Raw genomic sequence first — 17,439 nt, forward strand, 5'->3', positions numbered from 1 at the left:
CTAATCCTCCTTCATCACAGCATCTATATAGATAGATGGATCATTTAATAGTTTTGCAGCATCATCCATAAATGGCGTAATCCATTCAGAACCCACACCATATGCGACCGTAATAAGTACTAACAAGGCAGTAGGCATAAACAGCATTTTATAGGTAGATTTGTCGACGGTACCTTGTGTTTCTTTTTCCTCACCCCAAAAGGCATAGAGGAAAATACGAATCACGGATAGTAAAACAAGCAGTGAAGATGCTAAAATGAAAATACTGCTCCACATACTGCCAGCCTCAAAGCCTCCCTGAACAATTAACAGCTTTCCAACAAACCCGCTAAGTGGTGGAATTCCAGCTAAGCCAAAAGCTGCTATTAAATAACACCAACCCAGTGCAGGGTATTTTTTCATAAGTCCACCCATTTTACGCAAGTCAGATGTACCAGTAATGTAGATGACAATGCCGATTAACATAAAGAGTGCTGCCTTAATCAGCATATCGTGAATTAAATAAAACATCGCTCCTTTTAAAGAAGCCTCATTCATTTGAGAGACACCAAATAAAATGACACCTACTGCAATGACAATGTTATAGATAATAATGAGCTTTACATCAAAATAAGCGAGTGCTCCAATACAACCAGCCACAATTGTTGCAATAGCTAATGCCATTAGTAAATCATGCGTATAGGATAAATCATGTACAAAAAATAGTGTGTAGGTACGTGTAATGGCATAGACCCCAACCTTTGTGAGCAGAGCGCCAAATAGAGTTAAGACAGGGATCGGGGCTGCTGCATACGAAGTAGGAAGCCAAAAGTATAATGGGAAAATAGCTGCTTTTAGTCCAAATACCATTAAAAATAGTACAGCAATAACAGTAATAATCCCTGGTTGATTAATTTCAGCAATTTTTACCGCAATATCAGCCATATTTAATGTTCCTACTACAGAATATAAATAGGCCACGGTTATAACAAATAATGCCGAAGAAATAACATTAATTAAAATATATTTAATTGACCCTTTCAGTTGCCCCTTCTCACCACCTAAAACGATGAGTAAATAGGAAGCCATTAACAATACTTCAAAGAACACAAATAAGTTAAAAATATCACCTGTTGTAAAGGCACCATTGACCCCAGTTAAAATAAACATAATACCAGGGTAATAAAAGAAGCGTTCGCGTTCCTTCGTGATAGAACCGAAGCCATACCAAACAACAAATAGTGCAATAAGCAATGTCGTTGTAACGAGCAATGCAGACACCATATCAGATACCATTGTAATACCGTAAGGAACAGGCCAATTTCCAAATGTGACCTTTTGAATACCATCTTCTTTCACTGTTAAAAGCAGTGAGAGGGCAGAGAGGAGGGCTAGTCCAATCCCAAGTAATGAAAATGATCGCTGATAAGTTAGATTTTTTTGTCCAAACATTAAAATCATACCGAAGAAAAACGGGATGATAATGGGTAATAGTAGGAAGTTATTCATCCTCATCACTTCCTCTCATTAAGCTAATATCATCCGTGTTAAGCTCTTGATAGGAACGGTAGGCAAGTACAAGGAAGAATGCTGTCACCCCAAAACTTATAACAATTGCAGTTAAAATAAGTGCTTGGGGTAAGGGATCAGCAAATGTTTTGGCTCCTTCGTTTAAGACAGGTGGAGCTTCACCACCAAGACCACCCATTGTTAAGATGAGTAGATGAGCACCATGACTTAACAGACCTGTTCCAATAATAATGCGCAATAAACTTTTTGATAAGATTAAATAGACCGCTGCCATAAAAAGAAAGCCGATCACAAAGGCCATAATTATTTCCATTATTCATCCTCTCCAATCGTTTGAATAATGGTCATCGTAACGCCGACAACAACCAAATAAACCCCGCTATCAAAAAGCATAGCCGTGTGTAATGACTGTTTGCCTAGAAGCGGTAAATCGAAATAATCAAAGAAATGTGTGAAAAACGGTTTGCCCACAAACATTGGGTATGCCGCAGTAGCAAGGGCTAATAGTAAGCCAATGGCTGTTAAATATGTGTAATTAATAGGTAGAATATGGCGGACTGTGTTGATATCATAGGCTAACACTAAAAGAACAAGTGCACTTGATGTTAACAGCCCTCCAACAAAGCCTCCACCAGGTGTATAGTGACCAGCTAAAAAAATATGAATGGAGAAGAAGAAAATAATGAAAAATACAATTTTAGCTGTAAATTGTATTATCACATCATTTGTTTTCATGAGTGTTCTCCTTTCTATTCATACGTAACTTAATCATAGCTAAGATGGCCATGCCAGCTATACCGAGTACTGTAATTTCAAACAATGTATCGAAACCTCGATAGTCTACTAAAATTACGTTTACAATATTTCCACCACCAGCTAAAGAATAGACGGTTTCCTCGTAGTACTTAGCAATAGAGGGAACTAGTTTTTGGGAATGAGCTGATAGCGCAACAAGTGTTACCATCACACCAACTGCAATGGAAACAATGGCACGATTTAACTGGAACCTCATTCGCTCCTCGCGTTTACCAAGCTTAGGTAAATGGTAAAATGCTAATAAAAATAGTGCTACTGAAATCGTTTCTATAACGAGCTGTGTCAGCGCTAAATCAGGTGCGTTAAAAATGACAAAGAATAAGGCTACTGTATAGCCTACAGTACCAAGCCCAATAATGGCTGTTAAACGTGATTTGGCCAAGATGGTGATGGCAGTACCAATTAATAAAACTACGATCAAGATAATTTCATACAAATTAATTGGTGAGGCTCCTTGGAATGAAATACTAAATGCATCTTTCACGAATAAAGAGCCGATAACAATAATAGTTATTCCGCTAAACATATAGAGTAAATAGTGACGCATAGAACCTGTCATATAGCGTCGGGAAATACGATTTAAGCCAACATCTAATCCCTGCATGATTTTGTCATAGGCATTGTTTAATGTTAACGCTTGCGGGAATCGTTGATACATCCCTTGCCATTTTGGTAAGGCAACAAATAACAATACCCCAACTATTATAATTCCAATGGTCATCAGTAACTCTGGGGTAATGCCGTGCCAAGCAGATACATGAATATCAACAGCTTGAGGTGAATCATACAAAAATGGCTGTATCGCTTGAACGGCTGGTTTTACAAAGGTATTACCGATAAAGTTTGGAATAAAGAAGATTGTCACAACTAAAGCTGCTAAAAGAATAGGAGAAATTAGCATACCAATCGGCGCCTCATGTGGTTTATGAGGTAACTGCTCTGGTTTGTAATTCCCATTAAATGTTCGGAAAACAAAATAGAAACTATAGATAAATGTAAAAATACTAGCAATCCACGCAACAATAGGGAAGAGTGCTCCCCATGTTTCAAAGCCGAAGAATTCAAACTTTTGAAGTGCAAGCATCGCTGTTAAAAACATTTCTTTACTTAAGAAGCCATTAAATGGTGGAAGACCAGCCATTGATAAACTTCCTATTGCAGCCACAGTAAAACTAATTGGCATAATACTCATTAAACCACCGAGTTTACGAATATCTCGAGTTCCAGTTTCATGATCCACAATGCCTGCAATCATGAAGAGACTGCCTTTAAATGTTGCATGATTAATAAGGTGGAAAATGGCAGCAAATGCAGCAAACTTTATGGTATCGATTGAGCCATTTGCATGGAAAGCAACAGCACTTGCCCCGAGTAGTGACATAATAAGCCCAAGCTGACTGACTGTAGAGAATGCTAGAATACCTTTTAAATCAGTTTGCTTCACTGCAAAGAAGGAACCCCAGAATAAAGTTAAGATACCTACACCTGTTACAAGCCACACCCAAAGTTCAGAGGCTGCAAATATCGGCGTAAATCGTGCAACTAAATAGATACCTGCTTTGACCATTGTAGCTGAGTGAAGGTATGCACTTACTGGTGTTGGCGCCTCCATGGCATCTGGTAACCAAATGTAGAATGGGAATTGCGCGGATTTTGTAAATGCTCCCAAGAGTAATAGGACAAGTGACCAAGTGAATAAAGGTTGGTCTACTAAATTTGGTGCCATGACTATCAATTCTCGAATCGAGTAGGTTCCTCCCATTAAATAAAGAAGAACGAAGCCACCTAACATCATTAAACCGCCGCCAACTGTAATCATCATAGACTTTAATGCACCGAAGCGTGAGGCATCCCGATTATACCAATAGCCGATGAGTAAAAATGATGATATGGATGTTAGCTCCCAGAAGAAATAGAGAGTAATTAAATGATCTGACTGTACTACTCCCAGCATGGCTGACATAAATAACAGTAAGTAAACATAAAAGTTATGTAATTTTTCTTTATGTTTATCTAAGTAAAAAATGGAGTAAAGCACAACTAACGAGCCAATTCCAGTAATGAGTAATGAGAATAATAAGCTAAGTCCATCTAAATATGAGATGATGGAAATATCAAGCGATGGAATCCAAGGTAGCTCTGCAGTAAATACTTCACCTTTAGCAACTTGAGCAATATATGTTGTATAAATAACAGCAAGCGTAACAGGTACAGCAAGAACAAACCAACCTGTGTGAATATTATTCATGCGTTTATATAATAATGGCACTAATATTGCAACAAGCATTGGAATAAAAATATAAAGTACTTGTAACAAAAAAACCCTCCTTTATGCAGGTAAGTAAATCAATTATAACGTACTTTAATTGGGAATGCATATGTACTATTGGGATTTAGCTTGCGGTCGTTGGAGAATTTTCGTTATATTATAAATAGGAAGTTATCAATAAAAATAGAGGAAAAAAATTTTTTATGAAGAACCCATATATCTATGGTTATCTACCATTAATTACAATTTTATTGTTTAGTTTGACATTTGGGATGTATGCTGTTGGTAAATCTTTACAGATTTTTCAAGCCATCGGTGTGTATTCAGGAATGCGAGAGTTTTTATCAGATTTTGAGTTACGTGTATTTCTTCTCATCGTCTTTGCCATTGTTTTTTTTATGTTATTTTCTGCCCTTAAACTAGTAGGCGAAACCATTCATGAAGTAGGAATGCTGTTCTTTTCAAAGGACAACGAAGGAGCCACAGTTAGTCAGGCTCGAGGTGGCTATATTATCTTATTTGTAGGTGCTATGTGTTCTGCATTTGCCATCCAATTTATTTATGTTTTAATAGGTATTTTCGTCATAACGATATTTACCTACTTTATTTATCTGATTTATAAAATGAGTCATTTTATATCAATGGGCGGCACAATCGGTCTATTAATCTTTGAGCTTTTTATGTGGACGATTCTTTTAACATTAGTTATTTATGTCGTATTAAAGCTATATAATGGCATTTTGGCAAGTTTGCCGTTTGCAAATTAATACATACTATTAAAATGGTGATGTTAATAGTAGAAAAAGAGAGTTTGAAAGGCGAGGGGTTGATTTCCGTTCTGCCAGCGTCCTTTCCAGGGGGAGTTCGATGAGCCGCTTCACTCCTTTACATTCGCTCCAGGGTCTCCTCTGTGACGTTAAATCCCATGGATAGTGAGCCCCTGTACGGAGCGGAGGAAGCGGCTCGGCGCTCGTCCACAGGAAAACAAGTAGCCTGTAACGGAAAACCATTTACATCTTTAATAAAAATTTAATTAATGGTTTTGTTTTTTAACACTTTAAAAAGGTAGTAGTCTTAGCGACTACTACCTTTTGCATGTTTCACTACTCAAGCAACACGTTAAATAATTGGTGATGAATTTTGTACTCTTCTAATTGCTGCATCGATTGAGGTTTATCATACCCTAGCCATACAGCAGCAGTATATTCATTATTGAGTCCAGCAAGCCAGTAGTCACGATAGTCATTCGTTGTCCCTGTTTTTGCACCAACGTAGCTGCTATTACTATAGACACCTTGACCCGTACCGTTTGCTACAACATCTGCAAGGAGTTCACGCATGTATTTTACTGTTTTAGGAGACCAAATTTGATCACGCTGTGTATCCCAACTATAAAGCTCTGTTCCATCTAATGCTGTGACTTTTCGAATACTATGTGCAAGTACATAAGAGCCATCAATAAAGCTAGTATAAGCATCTGCTAGTTCTAATGCTGTTACACCATAGGTTAGTCCTCCTAATGATGCAGCATAATTATAATCTTTCTCTACAATCGAGCGGAAGTGAAAGCGATTAAGGTAATGAAAGGCTGTCTCGACGCCAACGGTTTGAAAGAGACGAAGTGCAGATGTATTATAGCTATGTCGAAAAGCAGTACGAATTGACACATCACCATACGTATAGCCCCCATAGTTTTGTGGGCAAAACGAGCCCACACAATAACGCCCACCATTGACAATCGAATCAGGTGTATGAGATGTTGTTTCGAAGAATGGTGCATAGACTGCCAGAGGCTTAAAAGCTGAACCAGGCTGACGTGTTCCTTGGAATGCACGATGGAAATCAAATTTTTCATAGTTCTTTCCTGCATACAGACTGACTATTTCTCTTGATTGGTTTTCAATGGCTGCACCTGCAGCTTGCCATGGGCTAGTACCTAAAATAGCTGACATTTTTTCCTCATCATGTTGCTGTTTAGTAGGATCAAGTGCTGTGTGAATGATGAGTCCATTTTGAAATAATGTATTGAGTCGAATGTCTAATTGTGCTTTAATTTTTTTCTTTTCTTCCTCATTATCTGTAGAGCTTAGTCGATCCGCATAACCTTCTTTTTCTGCAATAAGCCATTTTAGCTCTTGAAGAACATAAGTGCTATACATTGGATAACTTTGAATTTTATCTTTCACATTTAATGTAATGGCATCAGCCTTATAGTTTTTTGCCTCTCCCTCTGTAATAGACCCATTTGCTGCAAGGGTATCTAACAAACGCTCCTGCCTTGCTTTAGTTTGATCATAATTCTTTAAAGGATTATAAAGGGAAGGGTTATTTGGGATGGCTGCAATGAAAGCTATTTCAGCGATGGATAATTCTTGGAGTGGCTTTTGAAAATAATAGGTGGCTGCTCCGCCAATGCCATAAACTTGATTGCTGAAATAGGACTCATTTAGGTACATCGTTAAAATGGCTTCTTTATCAAATTCTTTTTCTAATTCATAGGCATAAAAAAGCTCTGTTAATTTCCGTTCATATGTTTTTTCTTCGGATAAATAACGCATCCGAACAAGCTGCTGCGTAATTGTACTACCACCTTGAGAGGTTGTGTTGCTATTTGAATTGGCTACAACTGCACGAATAATAGCACTTAAATCAAAGCCAATATGCGTATAAAAATCAGCATCCTCACTGGTAATGAATATTTCCTGGGCAATTTGTGGAATTTCTTGTAAACTTAGTGGCTGCCGCCATTCGACATATTCCTCACTAAATGTTTGCCCATTTCGATCAATAAGTGTAACAGGTAGTTGGGCCTCTACCTCGGGTAAATGTATTGCATTAGTCATTTGTTCCTCATGTGCTTGTGCAATATTGATTTCTGTTTTAATGTTTGTGCTAATCCACCATAAAGCAGGAAGGGATAGAACGATAATAAAAAAACCAAAAGCCTTTTTCATGTGTGCCTCCACTCTTTCTATAAATCCTTCATCAGAATAACATATTTTGGATTGATTCCAAATACTCGCTCAGACCTATTTACATAGTTTTAAACATGAATAGTAAAAGTGCAAAAATCGTCAATACTTAGAGGAAGAAAACCAGTAGGAAGTATGTTAGACTAAAATGAGGTCAGAAAAGGTGCAAGGGCATCTTTTTCATTGAAACTGAAATTTATCATTAAAGGAGAGACTTCCATGTTTCCACAGTTAACAACAGACGTACAAGCAGGCGAAGTGCTTGTAGAAATGAACACAACATTAGGTGCTATCAAAATTAAATTATTCCCTGAGCACGCACCGAAAACGGTTGAGAATTTTTTAGGTCATGCTAAATCAGGCTACTATAACGGCATTATTTTCCACCGTGTTATTCAAGACTTCATGATTCAAGGTGGCGACCCAACTGGTACTGGTATGGGCGGAGAATCAATTTGGGGTAATTCCTTTGAAGATGAGTTCTCAGAGCAATTGTTTAACCTACGTGGAGCGCTTTCAATGGCAAATGCAGGACCAAACACAAATGGTTCTCAATTCTTTATTGTACAAATGAAGCACCTTCCAAGTGATATGCTTCGTCAATTACAAGGGGCGGGCTTCCCTGAAGAGATCATCGAAGCTTATGCTCAAAACGGTGGTACACCTTGGTTAGACCATAAACACACAGTATTCGGTCATGTAGTAGAAGGTATGGACATTGTGGATAAAATTGCAGATGTGGAAAAAGATTTCCGTGACAAACCATTAGAAGATGTGAAAATTGAGTCAATTACAGTCTTTGAATAATACGTATAAGGACGTGTAGAACATGCAGAACTTTATGTATCAATTTTTATATTTCCCAGAAGACAAATCAGGTTATATTCCAGCAGCATTTGAATTTTTAATTATGCTTATTTTATGTATTATCGTGTTTACGCTTTTCAGAAAAATTTCTAAGAAACAAGAATTAAAATCAAAAGAAATTGAAGCACGTATTTTAGCAGAAAAGAAAAACACAAACAATCAACAGAATATCTAATAAAAAAGAATCTTCTTGCCACAGAGGGCGAGCAGATTCTTTTTTATTGTATCAATTTTTTTTAAAGCGTCGAATAGTATTTTGCAGGGCCTTGATGGCAGTGAAACAAACCAGTACAAGTGACAAGCCAATCCCACTCAATGCAGTAATAAAGGCTACCCATTCAAAGAGTGTATAACTACCGATGCTATCGAAATCACTGCTATCTTTCCACCCTTCAATGACTAAGTTCATCCCATAAATGCCCGATACCACAGTAAAGACTGTTAAAATAAATAGTAAATTATTACTTCGATTATCGGATTGATCTTCCTGTGTTCGATACAAACTATTCAATGTTTCTTTCGTTTCTACATAATGTTCATTTATACGGAAGTACTTTCGTAGCAATTGAGCAATTTCTCTGCCTTCTGTTCGTACGATGACTTCTTCAAAATAATAGCGTGCAGAAAACTTTGTAATCAGCTCGATTAGTTCATTGACAACCTGTTTATCTTTGCCCCACTTTATTTCACTATACTCATAGGAAAGCTTTAAGAGCATCATTTTATAAAAATAATGAATGAACAAATTGTAATAGTGCGTACCCATAAATTCTTGAATACTATGTGTACATTTGGCAAACGGCCTATTTGTAATCGTTATTTGTGCTTGTGAGGAGGTGATAATATAACTGTTAGGAGCCCAGCGTGTATGGGCATGCTCTTGTACATAATTAGAGATATATGAAGGATTAGTGCTAGAAATAAAGGGTTTGCCAGCAGGTGTCCTACCGTCTACTTGTCCTAAGCGAAATAAATGCTCAGGTATAATTTTAGCTTCTTCCTCTGCAATTAAATAAGCTGAGGCAAACATTCTCTCATCTTCAAAGAAAGGTAAGCCTTCATAGCTATGGTCTTGTTGATGTAATAGAAAGGGTTTTAAATAAGGTATAAAATACTTAAATAATAATTCACTCGTAGAAGAACAATGACCAAATGAAAAATGATGACTTGCACCTTTTTCCTCTCTTAGTTTAGCCTCTAATACTCTAAAATAGTGGATAAAATTTAAGATATCACTTAGATCATGCGATTGATCTGTAATATTTGTTCTGACTGTTATAATCCCATTCCCAAAAGGACATAATGTCACATCAATACTCATCACTTCGTAATCATAATTGATTTGACTTTCTTGCAGATGTAAGGCGCCTTGTGTATAAAAAGCTTTCGAAAAACGAATAAAGTCAGGGTTATTCATTTCGTTTGGAAATAATTTATCCTCCAAAAAAGGATAGAAAAATTGGGCAAGTTCCTCATGTATAATCGTCATATCACCATAAAAAGCGTCTTCAAGAGATGTATTGTTTAAGGTGAAAAAGGAAAAGCCCTCGTTTAGTAGTATATCACTGATTTTTTGACGATTTTTTTCGGAATAGGCGAAGGGAAATAGGAATGTCATATAAGCACGTTTAATCGTTAAAGGGACAATGTCCATGTAAAATCACCTCTGTATAAATCCGATTGATAAGAACCTTTTCCACAAAATTTTGTTTTTAAACATAGAAAAAGGATAGCTCTAAGGAGAGAGATATCCTTTCAACCATTTTATTGCGCAAAGACCTTTTTAAAACGCTCGACTCCATCTTTCACAGTATCAAATGAACAAGCAACATTCATACGTAGGAAGCCACGACCTTCTTCTCCGTATTTTGTCCCTGGTTCTAGAGCAAGTTTTCCGATTTCAAGTAAGCGGTTCATGATCTCCTTCTCTTCAAGCGCTAGTTCTCGGTAATCAATCCAGATTAAATAAGTGGATTGAGGAATCGTAACACGAATACCTGGGATCTGCTCTAACTCCGTTTTCACATAATCCATGTTGGCAGAAATATAAGGAAGTAATTCATCTAACCAAGGAGCCCCTTCTGTGTATGCTGCATGAAGGGCAACAGAGGCAAATGTATTTAATGAGCCTTGACCACTTGCCATATTGATGGCCTCTAGCTTCAAGCGTTTTTTCTTATCTGTTACGATCATATATGAAACTTGAATTCCTGCTAAGTTAAATGTTTTAGTAGGAGCCATACACGTAACAATGCGATTGATTTCATCACCTGCAACTTTAGCTAAAGGAATATGTTTATCCCCATTAATCATTAAATCAGCATGGATTTCATCAGAAATAATGATGACATCATATTTAGCACAAAGTCGTACAATTTCCTTTAAAGTAGCTTCATCCCATACATAGCCTCCTGGATTATGCGGGTTACATAGTATGTAGGCTTTCACATCTTGAGCTAAAGACTGCTCGAAGGCTTCAAAATCATAGACAAACAATCCGTCTTTTTCAATTAATGGGCAGCTCACAACTTCACGACCATTACTTTTTGGTATGTTAAAGAATGGCGGATAAACTGGAGGTGAAATGAGTACTTTGTCCCCAGGGTTAGTTAGGGCAACAATGCTGTTAGCTAATGCAGCCACAACACCATTACAGAATAGGATGGCTTCTTTCTCTATGTGCCAGTCATGGCGAGTACTTTGCCAGTCTACAATGGATTGTATCGCTTCTTCACTCATATAACTATAGCCAAAAATAGTATGTTCAGCATGTTGTTGTAAAGCCTTTGAAACGGCTATTGGAGCAGGGAAATCCATATCGGCTACCCACATTGGTAAGATATCTGAGGCATCGTTTAGGCCATAAACCTTTTCCATTGCGTCCCATTTTACTGAGTTTGTACATCGACGTTTGATAGTTTGATCAAAAATAGACAAGCAAATCACTCTTTTCTTTTTTTTTTACTATGGTATCATACGAGTATGATCAAAGGATAATAGGTGAGTATTTTGGAAAATATAAAAATGAATCAAGCAGCTGTCCATCTGCTAGAGGAGTGGGATCCATTCCACTTAGGTCCAGACCATTATGATACAGAAACAGCAGATGTAGTTGCAGCATTGCAAGGGATTGATGATCCATCAACACTTGCAAAAGTTATTCAAGAAACATATGAGCATTCGTTTGAGCAATGGATACCGTTTGAAGATTGTGTAGCCATTTCTTACAAACTAATTGCCATTAAATTTGAAGCGAAATGTATTATTTAAAATATTTTGCATATTCCTTATAAAAAAAGGGGTTGTCAATGGACAACCTCTTTTTTAATGCATCATGAGGCTATTACTTATTTAAATAAAGGCAAAATCCCCTGAATGAAAATAATAAAAATGGCGAGTGGGGAGACGTAGCGAATTAAAATGTACCAAATATTAAACATGAAGCTAGACGCAGCTAATTCTTTACGTGAAATATCCCTTGTATAATAATAACCTGCAAAAATTGAAATCAACAAAGCTCCAATCGGCATTCCGATGCTATTAGTCATAAAATCCACAAAGTCAAAAATAGAGCGATCTACTATTTTTACATCTGCTAATATGCCAAATGAAAGGGCACTTGGAATACCAAAGATGAAAATAATGATTCCACCAATCCAAGCAATTTTTCTACGTTTTTCTGGTTTATCACCAATAGCGATTGCCACGACTATTTCTAACATGGAAATGGAAGAAGTGACTGTAGCAAAAAGCAATAGAATGAAGAAAATAGTTAAGAATAAGCCACCAAGAGGTAACTGCTCGAATACAGCTGGCAAAATAATGAATACTAAGCCTGGCCCTTGATCAGGCGTATAACCAAGCGCAAATACTGCTGGGAAAATAACAAGTCCTGCAAGTAAAGAGATAATAATATTCATAGATGCTACATTAATCGCAGAGTTACCAATCTTCTCTGTTTTAGATAAATAGGAAGCATATGTAATCATAACCGCAATACCTACACTTAATGAGAAGAATGCTTGTCCTAAGGCCATTAAAAATGTTTCAGCATTTAAATAGGACCAATCAGGTACAAACATAAATTTAACGCCTTCCATAGCCCCGTCTAAAGTTAAAGAGCGAATAGCTAGGACAATAAAGAAAATAAAGAGGAGAGGCATCATCCATGTGCTGGCTTTTTCAATTCCGCCCTTAATACCTGCTGACACAATGACTACTGTTAATAACATAAATAGTCCCTGTACAAGTACTGCTTCAAAAGGGCTTGAAATAATATCGCCAAATAAATCAGCGTAGTTGATGTCAGAGCCAGCATTCGTTAGCTTAAATGTAAAGGCACGACCTAAGTAGCTTAAAATCCATCCACCAACAACGCTGTAGAATGATAAGATAAGGCCTGCAATTACCATACCGCCCCAGCCAATCAAATACCATGGCTTTCCTGGTGCTTGTTCCTTAAAGGAAGTGACGGCATCCTTTTGACCTCGACGACCTATCATGAACTCAGCAATGAGGACGGGTAAGCCAATAAAGAAAGTACATAAAATAAATAATAAAATAAAGACACTACCGCCATTCGTACCCGCCATATAGGGGAATTTCCAAATGGCTCCTAACCCTATAGCACTTCCTGCGGCAGCTAAAATAAACCCAATTTTTGTTGTAAATTGATCCCTCGATGACACGAAAATAAATCCTCCTTATACTAAAGTATTATTTTACCTCAATATTCTCATAACACAAGCAAATATCAGAAAATTGATGATAGCAAGAAAGACATTTGATGGAGTAAAAATATAGAGAGATGACATATGAGGAAGGACATTTAAATTATGTAACAATTAGGTAGAATGCTTCGTTTCATTATTAAAAGGGGGGGTAGCTATGACGGAGGTTGAACTAATAGCAAGGGCTCAGCAAGGAGATAAAGATGCCTATATTGAGCTTATCCGTATACATCAGCAAACCGTTGAAAAGTTTGCCTTTCAATGTGGCGTACATACAAATGATTTAGCTGATGTTTCACAGGAGGTATTTGTTAAACTGTATCGCTTTTTACACCAATTTAAACAGGATCGATTTACCACGTGGCTCTATAAAATCACATTAAATGCTACGCGTGATTATTATCGTAAGGAACAACGGCAGCAGGTTAAAGAGGACAAGCTACAAGCCCAACAGCAAAAGACTCATTCATCTGCTGAAGAGGATGTTCTTTTGTTTGAAGAGGACAGGCATCTACATCGTGCTATTCAGGTCCTTGACGAAAAATACCGTTATCCTATCGTGTTGTATTACTTCCACGAATTAAAATACGAAGAAATCGCTGAGGTCTTAAATATTTCGTTATCGACGGTGAAAGTGCGATTATTACGAGCGAAGGAAAAGCTAAAGGCAGCATTAATGCAAGATGGGAGTGTTGAAAATGGATGATAAGCAATTTGACCAACGTATGGCACTACTGAAAAAATCCTATGAACGAATGGAACCGAAGCTTGATCCACAACGTGTTCTTCATCAAATTGAAGCTGAGGATAATGTAAGGGAGTCTCTAGAAAATATGAATCCAGTTCGAAAGCCTTCTGCAAGATGGCAAAAATCGGCTGTATGGATCGCAAGTATTGCCAGTGTGCTTTTGGTAGGTATTCTAATTTCGTCTTATATGTTCCATCCTTCAGCACTCGTTCATTCAGATGAAGAAAAAATAGAAAGCAACTATGAAGATTGGTTTTCTAGATTTCAAAAGAAGTATCTTGAAAAACGTGAGAAAACACGCCTTGAGCTCAATATACCTGAGGAAAATTTTAAGAAACTAACATTTGTTGAATCTGCTGATAATATATACAATGATAAAGCTAAAAATAAAAAAATAGTTTTAAATAGAATGGCTGATGATCCAAAATATTTAACACAATTAGAGCAAGAAATATTAGACTGTTTGCAAACACCTCGAGAACTAATAGAGCAAATTGAAACGTATGAAAAACCGATGTCATTTACCGAATCTAGATATTTCTTTAGCAAATATTACTACGCAACGAAAGATGTTTTGAAATATTATACAAAGGAACTTTCTCAGTTTAATACGGTACTTTCACAAGCAAAGAAAGATTATCCTAAAGAACTAAATGAATTGATTGCAACGACCGAAAAACAATATTTCGAGTTGTCACATGATGGGAATACCTATAGTTTTAAAACAAATCCTCTATTTATGAAAGATGCACCAGTCTCTATTGACCGTCTTCATCCTGATATCTTGGGCTTGTTTAAATATTTGGCTATGGGCTCTTTATTCAATGGTGAGGACTTACGATTTTCTGTAGAAGAATCTGCTCGTATTTTAAAGTTATATGAAAGAACATTAGTAAAAGACTTATCATTATCAGGACTTGATTTCCAATTACACAATTTAAAGAAAGAGTTTGAAAATACGTGGCTCGTACTTTTAAAAGGTACAGATGACAAAAATAGATACTCCCCCGAACATATAAAGCTATTAAATGATACAGCAAATGGGAAGTATGGAGACTCGATGCGCTTGACTGCACAATTTATCCTCGAAGAATTTAAGGGAAAAGGAACATTCAAAATAAGAGAAAAACTGACAACACAGGATATTGGTATGGCGCTTTCATATTTACGTAACGATGTCTATATGGAATCAGAAGATGGTTCGACTAGCTTACGAATTGATTACCGGTGGATTATCCAAACGGAAGGTTTATACAATGCGTATACGTCAAGCAAAGATGATATGATCCTAGATTCATTAAATCCAATGAACGTTGTAAGTCTATTCTTATATGCACAAGGAAAAGGAGATCAAGAAACAGCTAAACGGTTATTGTCTCAAGATGTAGATTTAAATAAAGTGGTTCAATTTGATGGTATGGAACATTTTACAGTTCTTTATGCCATAGATGCCTCTCAAACAACCATTAAAGCAGGTGTTAAGCCAGAATCAGTTCAGATGATTGGTCAGCATTTAACCTTCCAGTTAGGTACAGTGACTACAGGAAAAGGTGAAAAACGTTACATCATTACAGCCATTTCCGAGTAAGGAGATTTTTTGCCCCGTTTTTACACGTATGTTATAATTTAAGCGATATATACGTAGCAAACAAAAGAAAGTGGGCAAAGGTTATGGTAAAAAAATATGAATTAGGAGACGTGTTGACCGGAAAAGTTACAGGTATTCAACCATACGGTGCATTTGTTGCACTAGATGACAATACGCAAGGCCTTGTGCATATTTCGGAAATAACATACGGCTTTGTGAAGGACGTTAGTGAATTTTTAGCTGTTGGGCAAGAAGTTGAAGTCAAGATTCTTGAAATCGATGAAGAGGCCGAAAAAATTAGTTTATCGATGAGAGCGCTACAGGATCGCCCAGCAACAGTAAGAAAAAAAGATGCACCACCACGTAAATCATTGCAGGACCGTGTAGATGAATCGGATGCAAATGGTTTTAATTCCTTAAAAGATAAATTGCAGGACTGGATTGAACAATCTGGTCAATAAAGAAACGAGGATGCTTTCGAATGAAAGTATCCTCGTTTTTTCTATTGCTTTTTTATTTTGCGGATTCGATATTGCAGGTTTTGTCTGCTCATACCAAGTGCATTCGCTGCCTTTGTAATATTGCCCTCATATAAATTTAAGACATTTTGCACATAATATGATTCGGCTTCACGCAAATAGGCATCGAGTGGCATGACATTGTGATTTTGATGGAACATAAAAAATTCTGGTTCACGATTATTTGTATCTTGCTGCTGCACTTTGAAGCGGAAATGTAAAGGTAATAAATCTGAAGTAACAGTGGATTCCGTTGTCATAAATGAAACAATTTCATCCAGTAGTAGCTCAAGCTCTTTTAGATTTCCTGGCCAATCATATTGTAAAAATAATTCCTGTACATCTGGTGCAAGTTCAGTGACTTGTGAAGCAAATCGTTCTCGATGTCGACTAAAATAATCTTCTACAAATGGAAGAATGTCTTCTTTTCGATCCGTTAAATTAGGAATGGTAATGGCCATTGTAGCAAAGAAATAATATAGAGATTTTGACAGCTTCTTTTCGGCAATCAATGTAATGGGATCACTGCCCACACTGCCAATTAGCATATATTTGGACTGTGGAAGTGAATGTAGTATATCCAAAAGTTGCTCTTGAATGTCTAAGCTTAAAAAATCTATACGTTCGAAGAAGAAGGTGTAATCTTTATCTTCTTCTAATAATTGCTGTAATTTATCAAGCACCGATTGAGCTGAACGGCGACTAACGAGTGTCACAAAGGCATCAGGATCAGGTGAAGCGGCGTGGTGAATGCCCTCTGCTACTAAATCTTTCCCTGTGCCAGATTCGCCAATTAATAATACTGGTAATTTTACAGCAGCTGCTTTTTTAGCGTTGTCGATAACCTGCTTCATGGATTCAGAATCAGCTTTAATCATATCAAATGTTAATGGTTCATCGTAACGACGAAGGGGTTGATAAACAAGCTTTTCCAGAGAGGTAATATCACGTGCAAATTCGATTGCGCCAATCAGTTTGCCTTCAACAAAAAGTGGAAAAGTATCATTGATTGTTGTAATTTCATGACCATTTTTATTCCAGTAGGATTGTTTAACGTTAATTTCTTTTTTTCCCGTTTGTAAAACACGCATTAACGTACTTTCATGTTGACGGAAGGAAAACATTTCAATAATGGAACGATCCGCAAGTTCATCAAAATGAAATCCTTCAATTTCTTTCATTTTCGTATTGTAAATAATCGTTTTGCCAGATAGGTCTACTGCATGAATACCAACGGATACATTTGTTGCAATAAACTCATAAAAAGGTAGTAAAGGTTCAGAATTTTTCATAAAAATGTGCACCTCAAAAATTTTTTACTTGAAATATGCAACGAAATTTTGCATTATAATAAGTGTAAGAATATTTTATACGCAAAGATATTTTGCGTCAATGTTTTTTGCATACCCAAACACATCTCAC

The 17,439-nt window shown here is 36.8% G+C and carries 16 protein-coding genes; 7 read left to right on the plus strand and 9 right to left on the minus strand.

Annotation, left to right across the window (positions count from 1 at the left end):
• From C7B89_RS00570 to C7B89_RS00585, 4 genes are read right to left on the minus strand one after another with little or no spacing between them, the layout of a single operon-like run.
• Window positions 1–1,488 carry a Na+/H+ antiporter subunit D gene (locus C7B89_RS00570; protein WP_054549430.1) on the minus strand — a complete coding sequence of 496 codons (1,488 nt, stop codon included), beginning with the start codon at window positions 1,486–1,488 and terminating at the stop codon, window positions 1–3.
• Entirely contained in the window at window positions 1,481–1,822 is a 342-nt protein-coding gene (locus C7B89_RS00575) for a Na(+)/H(+) antiporter subunit C (RefSeq protein WP_004228379.1), read from the minus strand. The genes C7B89_RS00570 and C7B89_RS00575 overlap by 8 nt, the downstream gene beginning before the upstream one ends.
• Complete coding sequence (locus C7B89_RS00580) at window positions 1,822–2,244, minus strand: Na(+)/H(+) antiporter subunit B (RefSeq protein ID WP_004228380.1); 423 nt, start codon at window positions 2,242–2,244, stop codon at window positions 1,822–1,824. The genes C7B89_RS00575 and C7B89_RS00580 overlap by 1 nt, the downstream gene beginning before the upstream one ends.
• Window positions 2,231–4,642 (minus strand): Na+/H+ antiporter subunit A, encoded by a 2,412-nt coding sequence (locus tag C7B89_RS00585; protein ID WP_081010968.1) that lies wholly within the window; start codon window positions 4,640–4,642, stop codon window positions 2,231–2,233. Before C7B89_RS00585 ends, C7B89_RS00580 begins: the two co-directional genes overlap by 14 nt.
• Window positions 4,643–4,797: 155 nt before the next feature.
• Between C7B89_RS00585 and C7B89_RS00590 the strand changes: the two genes are divergently transcribed.
• Window positions 4,798–5,361, plus strand: a complete 564-nt coding sequence (locus C7B89_RS00590; protein WP_048394459.1) for a DUF5366 family protein — start codon at window positions 4,798–4,800, stop codon at window positions 5,359–5,361.
• A 336-nt stretch (window positions 5,362–5,697) separates the two neighbouring features.
• Here C7B89_RS00590 and C7B89_RS00595 read toward each other — a convergent pair whose 3' ends face one another.
• On the minus strand, window positions 5,698–7,548 hold the full coding sequence (locus C7B89_RS00595) for a transglycosylase domain-containing protein (protein WP_054549429.1): 1,851 nt from the start codon (window positions 7,546–7,548) through the stop codon (window positions 5,698–5,700).
• 237 nt (window positions 7,549–7,785) lie between these two features.
• Here C7B89_RS00595 and C7B89_RS00600 point away from each other — a divergent pair, with 237 nt between their 5' ends.
• Both C7B89_RS00600 and C7B89_RS00605 read left to right on the plus strand, forming a co-directional pair.
• A complete protein-coding gene (locus C7B89_RS00600; protein ID WP_004228389.1) occupies window positions 7,786–8,373 on the plus strand; it encodes a peptidylprolyl isomerase in 588 nt (195 codons plus the stop codon).
• 22 nt (window positions 8,374–8,395) lie between these two features.
• Window positions 8,396–8,608 (plus strand): hypothetical protein, encoded by a 213-nt coding sequence (locus C7B89_RS00605; protein ID WP_004228391.1) that lies wholly within the window; start codon window positions 8,396–8,398, stop codon window positions 8,606–8,608.
• 51 nt (window positions 8,609–8,659) lie between these two features.
• Here the strand turns inward: C7B89_RS00605 and C7B89_RS00610 are convergent, their stop codons facing one another.
• Complete coding sequence (locus C7B89_RS00610) at window positions 8,660–10,087, minus strand: magnesium transporter CorA family protein (RefSeq protein WP_054549428.1); 1,428 nt, start codon at window positions 10,085–10,087, stop codon at window positions 8,660–8,662.
• A 110-nt stretch (window positions 10,088–10,197) separates the two neighbouring features.
• Window positions 10,198–11,370 (minus strand): MalY/PatB family protein, encoded by a 1,173-nt coding sequence (locus C7B89_RS00615; protein ID WP_048394465.1) that lies wholly within the window; start codon window positions 11,368–11,370, stop codon window positions 10,198–10,200.
• A 72-nt stretch (window positions 11,371–11,442) separates the two neighbouring features.
• Between C7B89_RS00615 and C7B89_RS00620 the strand changes: the two genes are divergently transcribed.
• Window positions 11,443–11,703: a DUF1871 family protein gene (locus C7B89_RS00620; protein ID WP_004228396.1), complete on the plus strand. Its 261-nt coding sequence runs from the start codon at window positions 11,443–11,445 to the stop codon at window positions 11,701–11,703.
• A gap of 77 nt (window positions 11,704–11,780) precedes the next feature.
• Here C7B89_RS00620 and C7B89_RS00625 read toward each other — a convergent pair whose 3' ends face one another.
• A complete protein-coding gene (locus tag C7B89_RS00625; RefSeq protein ID WP_115672978.1) occupies window positions 11,781–13,121 on the minus strand; it encodes a sodium-dependent transporter in 1,341 nt (446 codons plus the stop codon).
• Between the two features lie 199 nt (window positions 13,122–13,320).
• On the opposite strand from C7B89_RS00625, the gene C7B89_RS00630 reads away from it, so the two are divergent.
• The 3 genes from C7B89_RS00630 (at window position 13,321) to yugI (ending at window position 15,960) form a co-directional block, all read left to right on the plus strand.
• Entirely contained in the window at window positions 13,321–13,869 is a 549-nt protein-coding gene (locus C7B89_RS00630; protein ID WP_115672979.1) for an RNA polymerase sigma factor, read from the plus strand.
• The gene (locus C7B89_RS00635; RefSeq protein WP_115672980.1) at window positions 13,862–15,499 is read left to right on the plus strand and encodes a hypothetical protein; all 1,638 of its coding nucleotides are present in this window, start codon (window positions 13,862–13,864) and stop codon (window positions 15,497–15,499) included. The genes C7B89_RS00630 and C7B89_RS00635 overlap by 8 nt, the downstream gene beginning before the upstream one ends.
• 83 nt (window positions 15,500–15,582) lie before the next feature.
• Window positions 15,583–15,960 carry a S1 domain-containing post-transcriptional regulator GSP13 gene (gene yugI, locus C7B89_RS00640; RefSeq protein ID WP_004228409.1) on the plus strand — a complete coding sequence of 126 codons (378 nt, stop codon included), beginning with the start codon at window positions 15,583–15,585 and terminating at the stop codon, window positions 15,958–15,960.
• 41 nt (window positions 15,961–16,001) lie between these two features.
• Here the strand turns inward: yugI and C7B89_RS00645 are convergent, their stop codons facing one another.
• On the minus strand, window positions 16,002–17,309 hold the full coding sequence (locus C7B89_RS00645) for an AAA-type ATPase lid domain-containing protein (protein WP_103118704.1): 1,308 nt from the start codon (window positions 17,307–17,309) through the stop codon (window positions 16,002–16,004).
• Between the last annotated feature and the right edge of the window lie 130 nt (window positions 17,310–17,439).

It is taken from the genome of Lysinibacillus capsici (assembly GCF_003367505.1).
GTDB lineage: Bacteria > Bacillota > Bacilli > Bacillales_A > Planococcaceae > Lysinibacillus > Lysinibacillus capsici.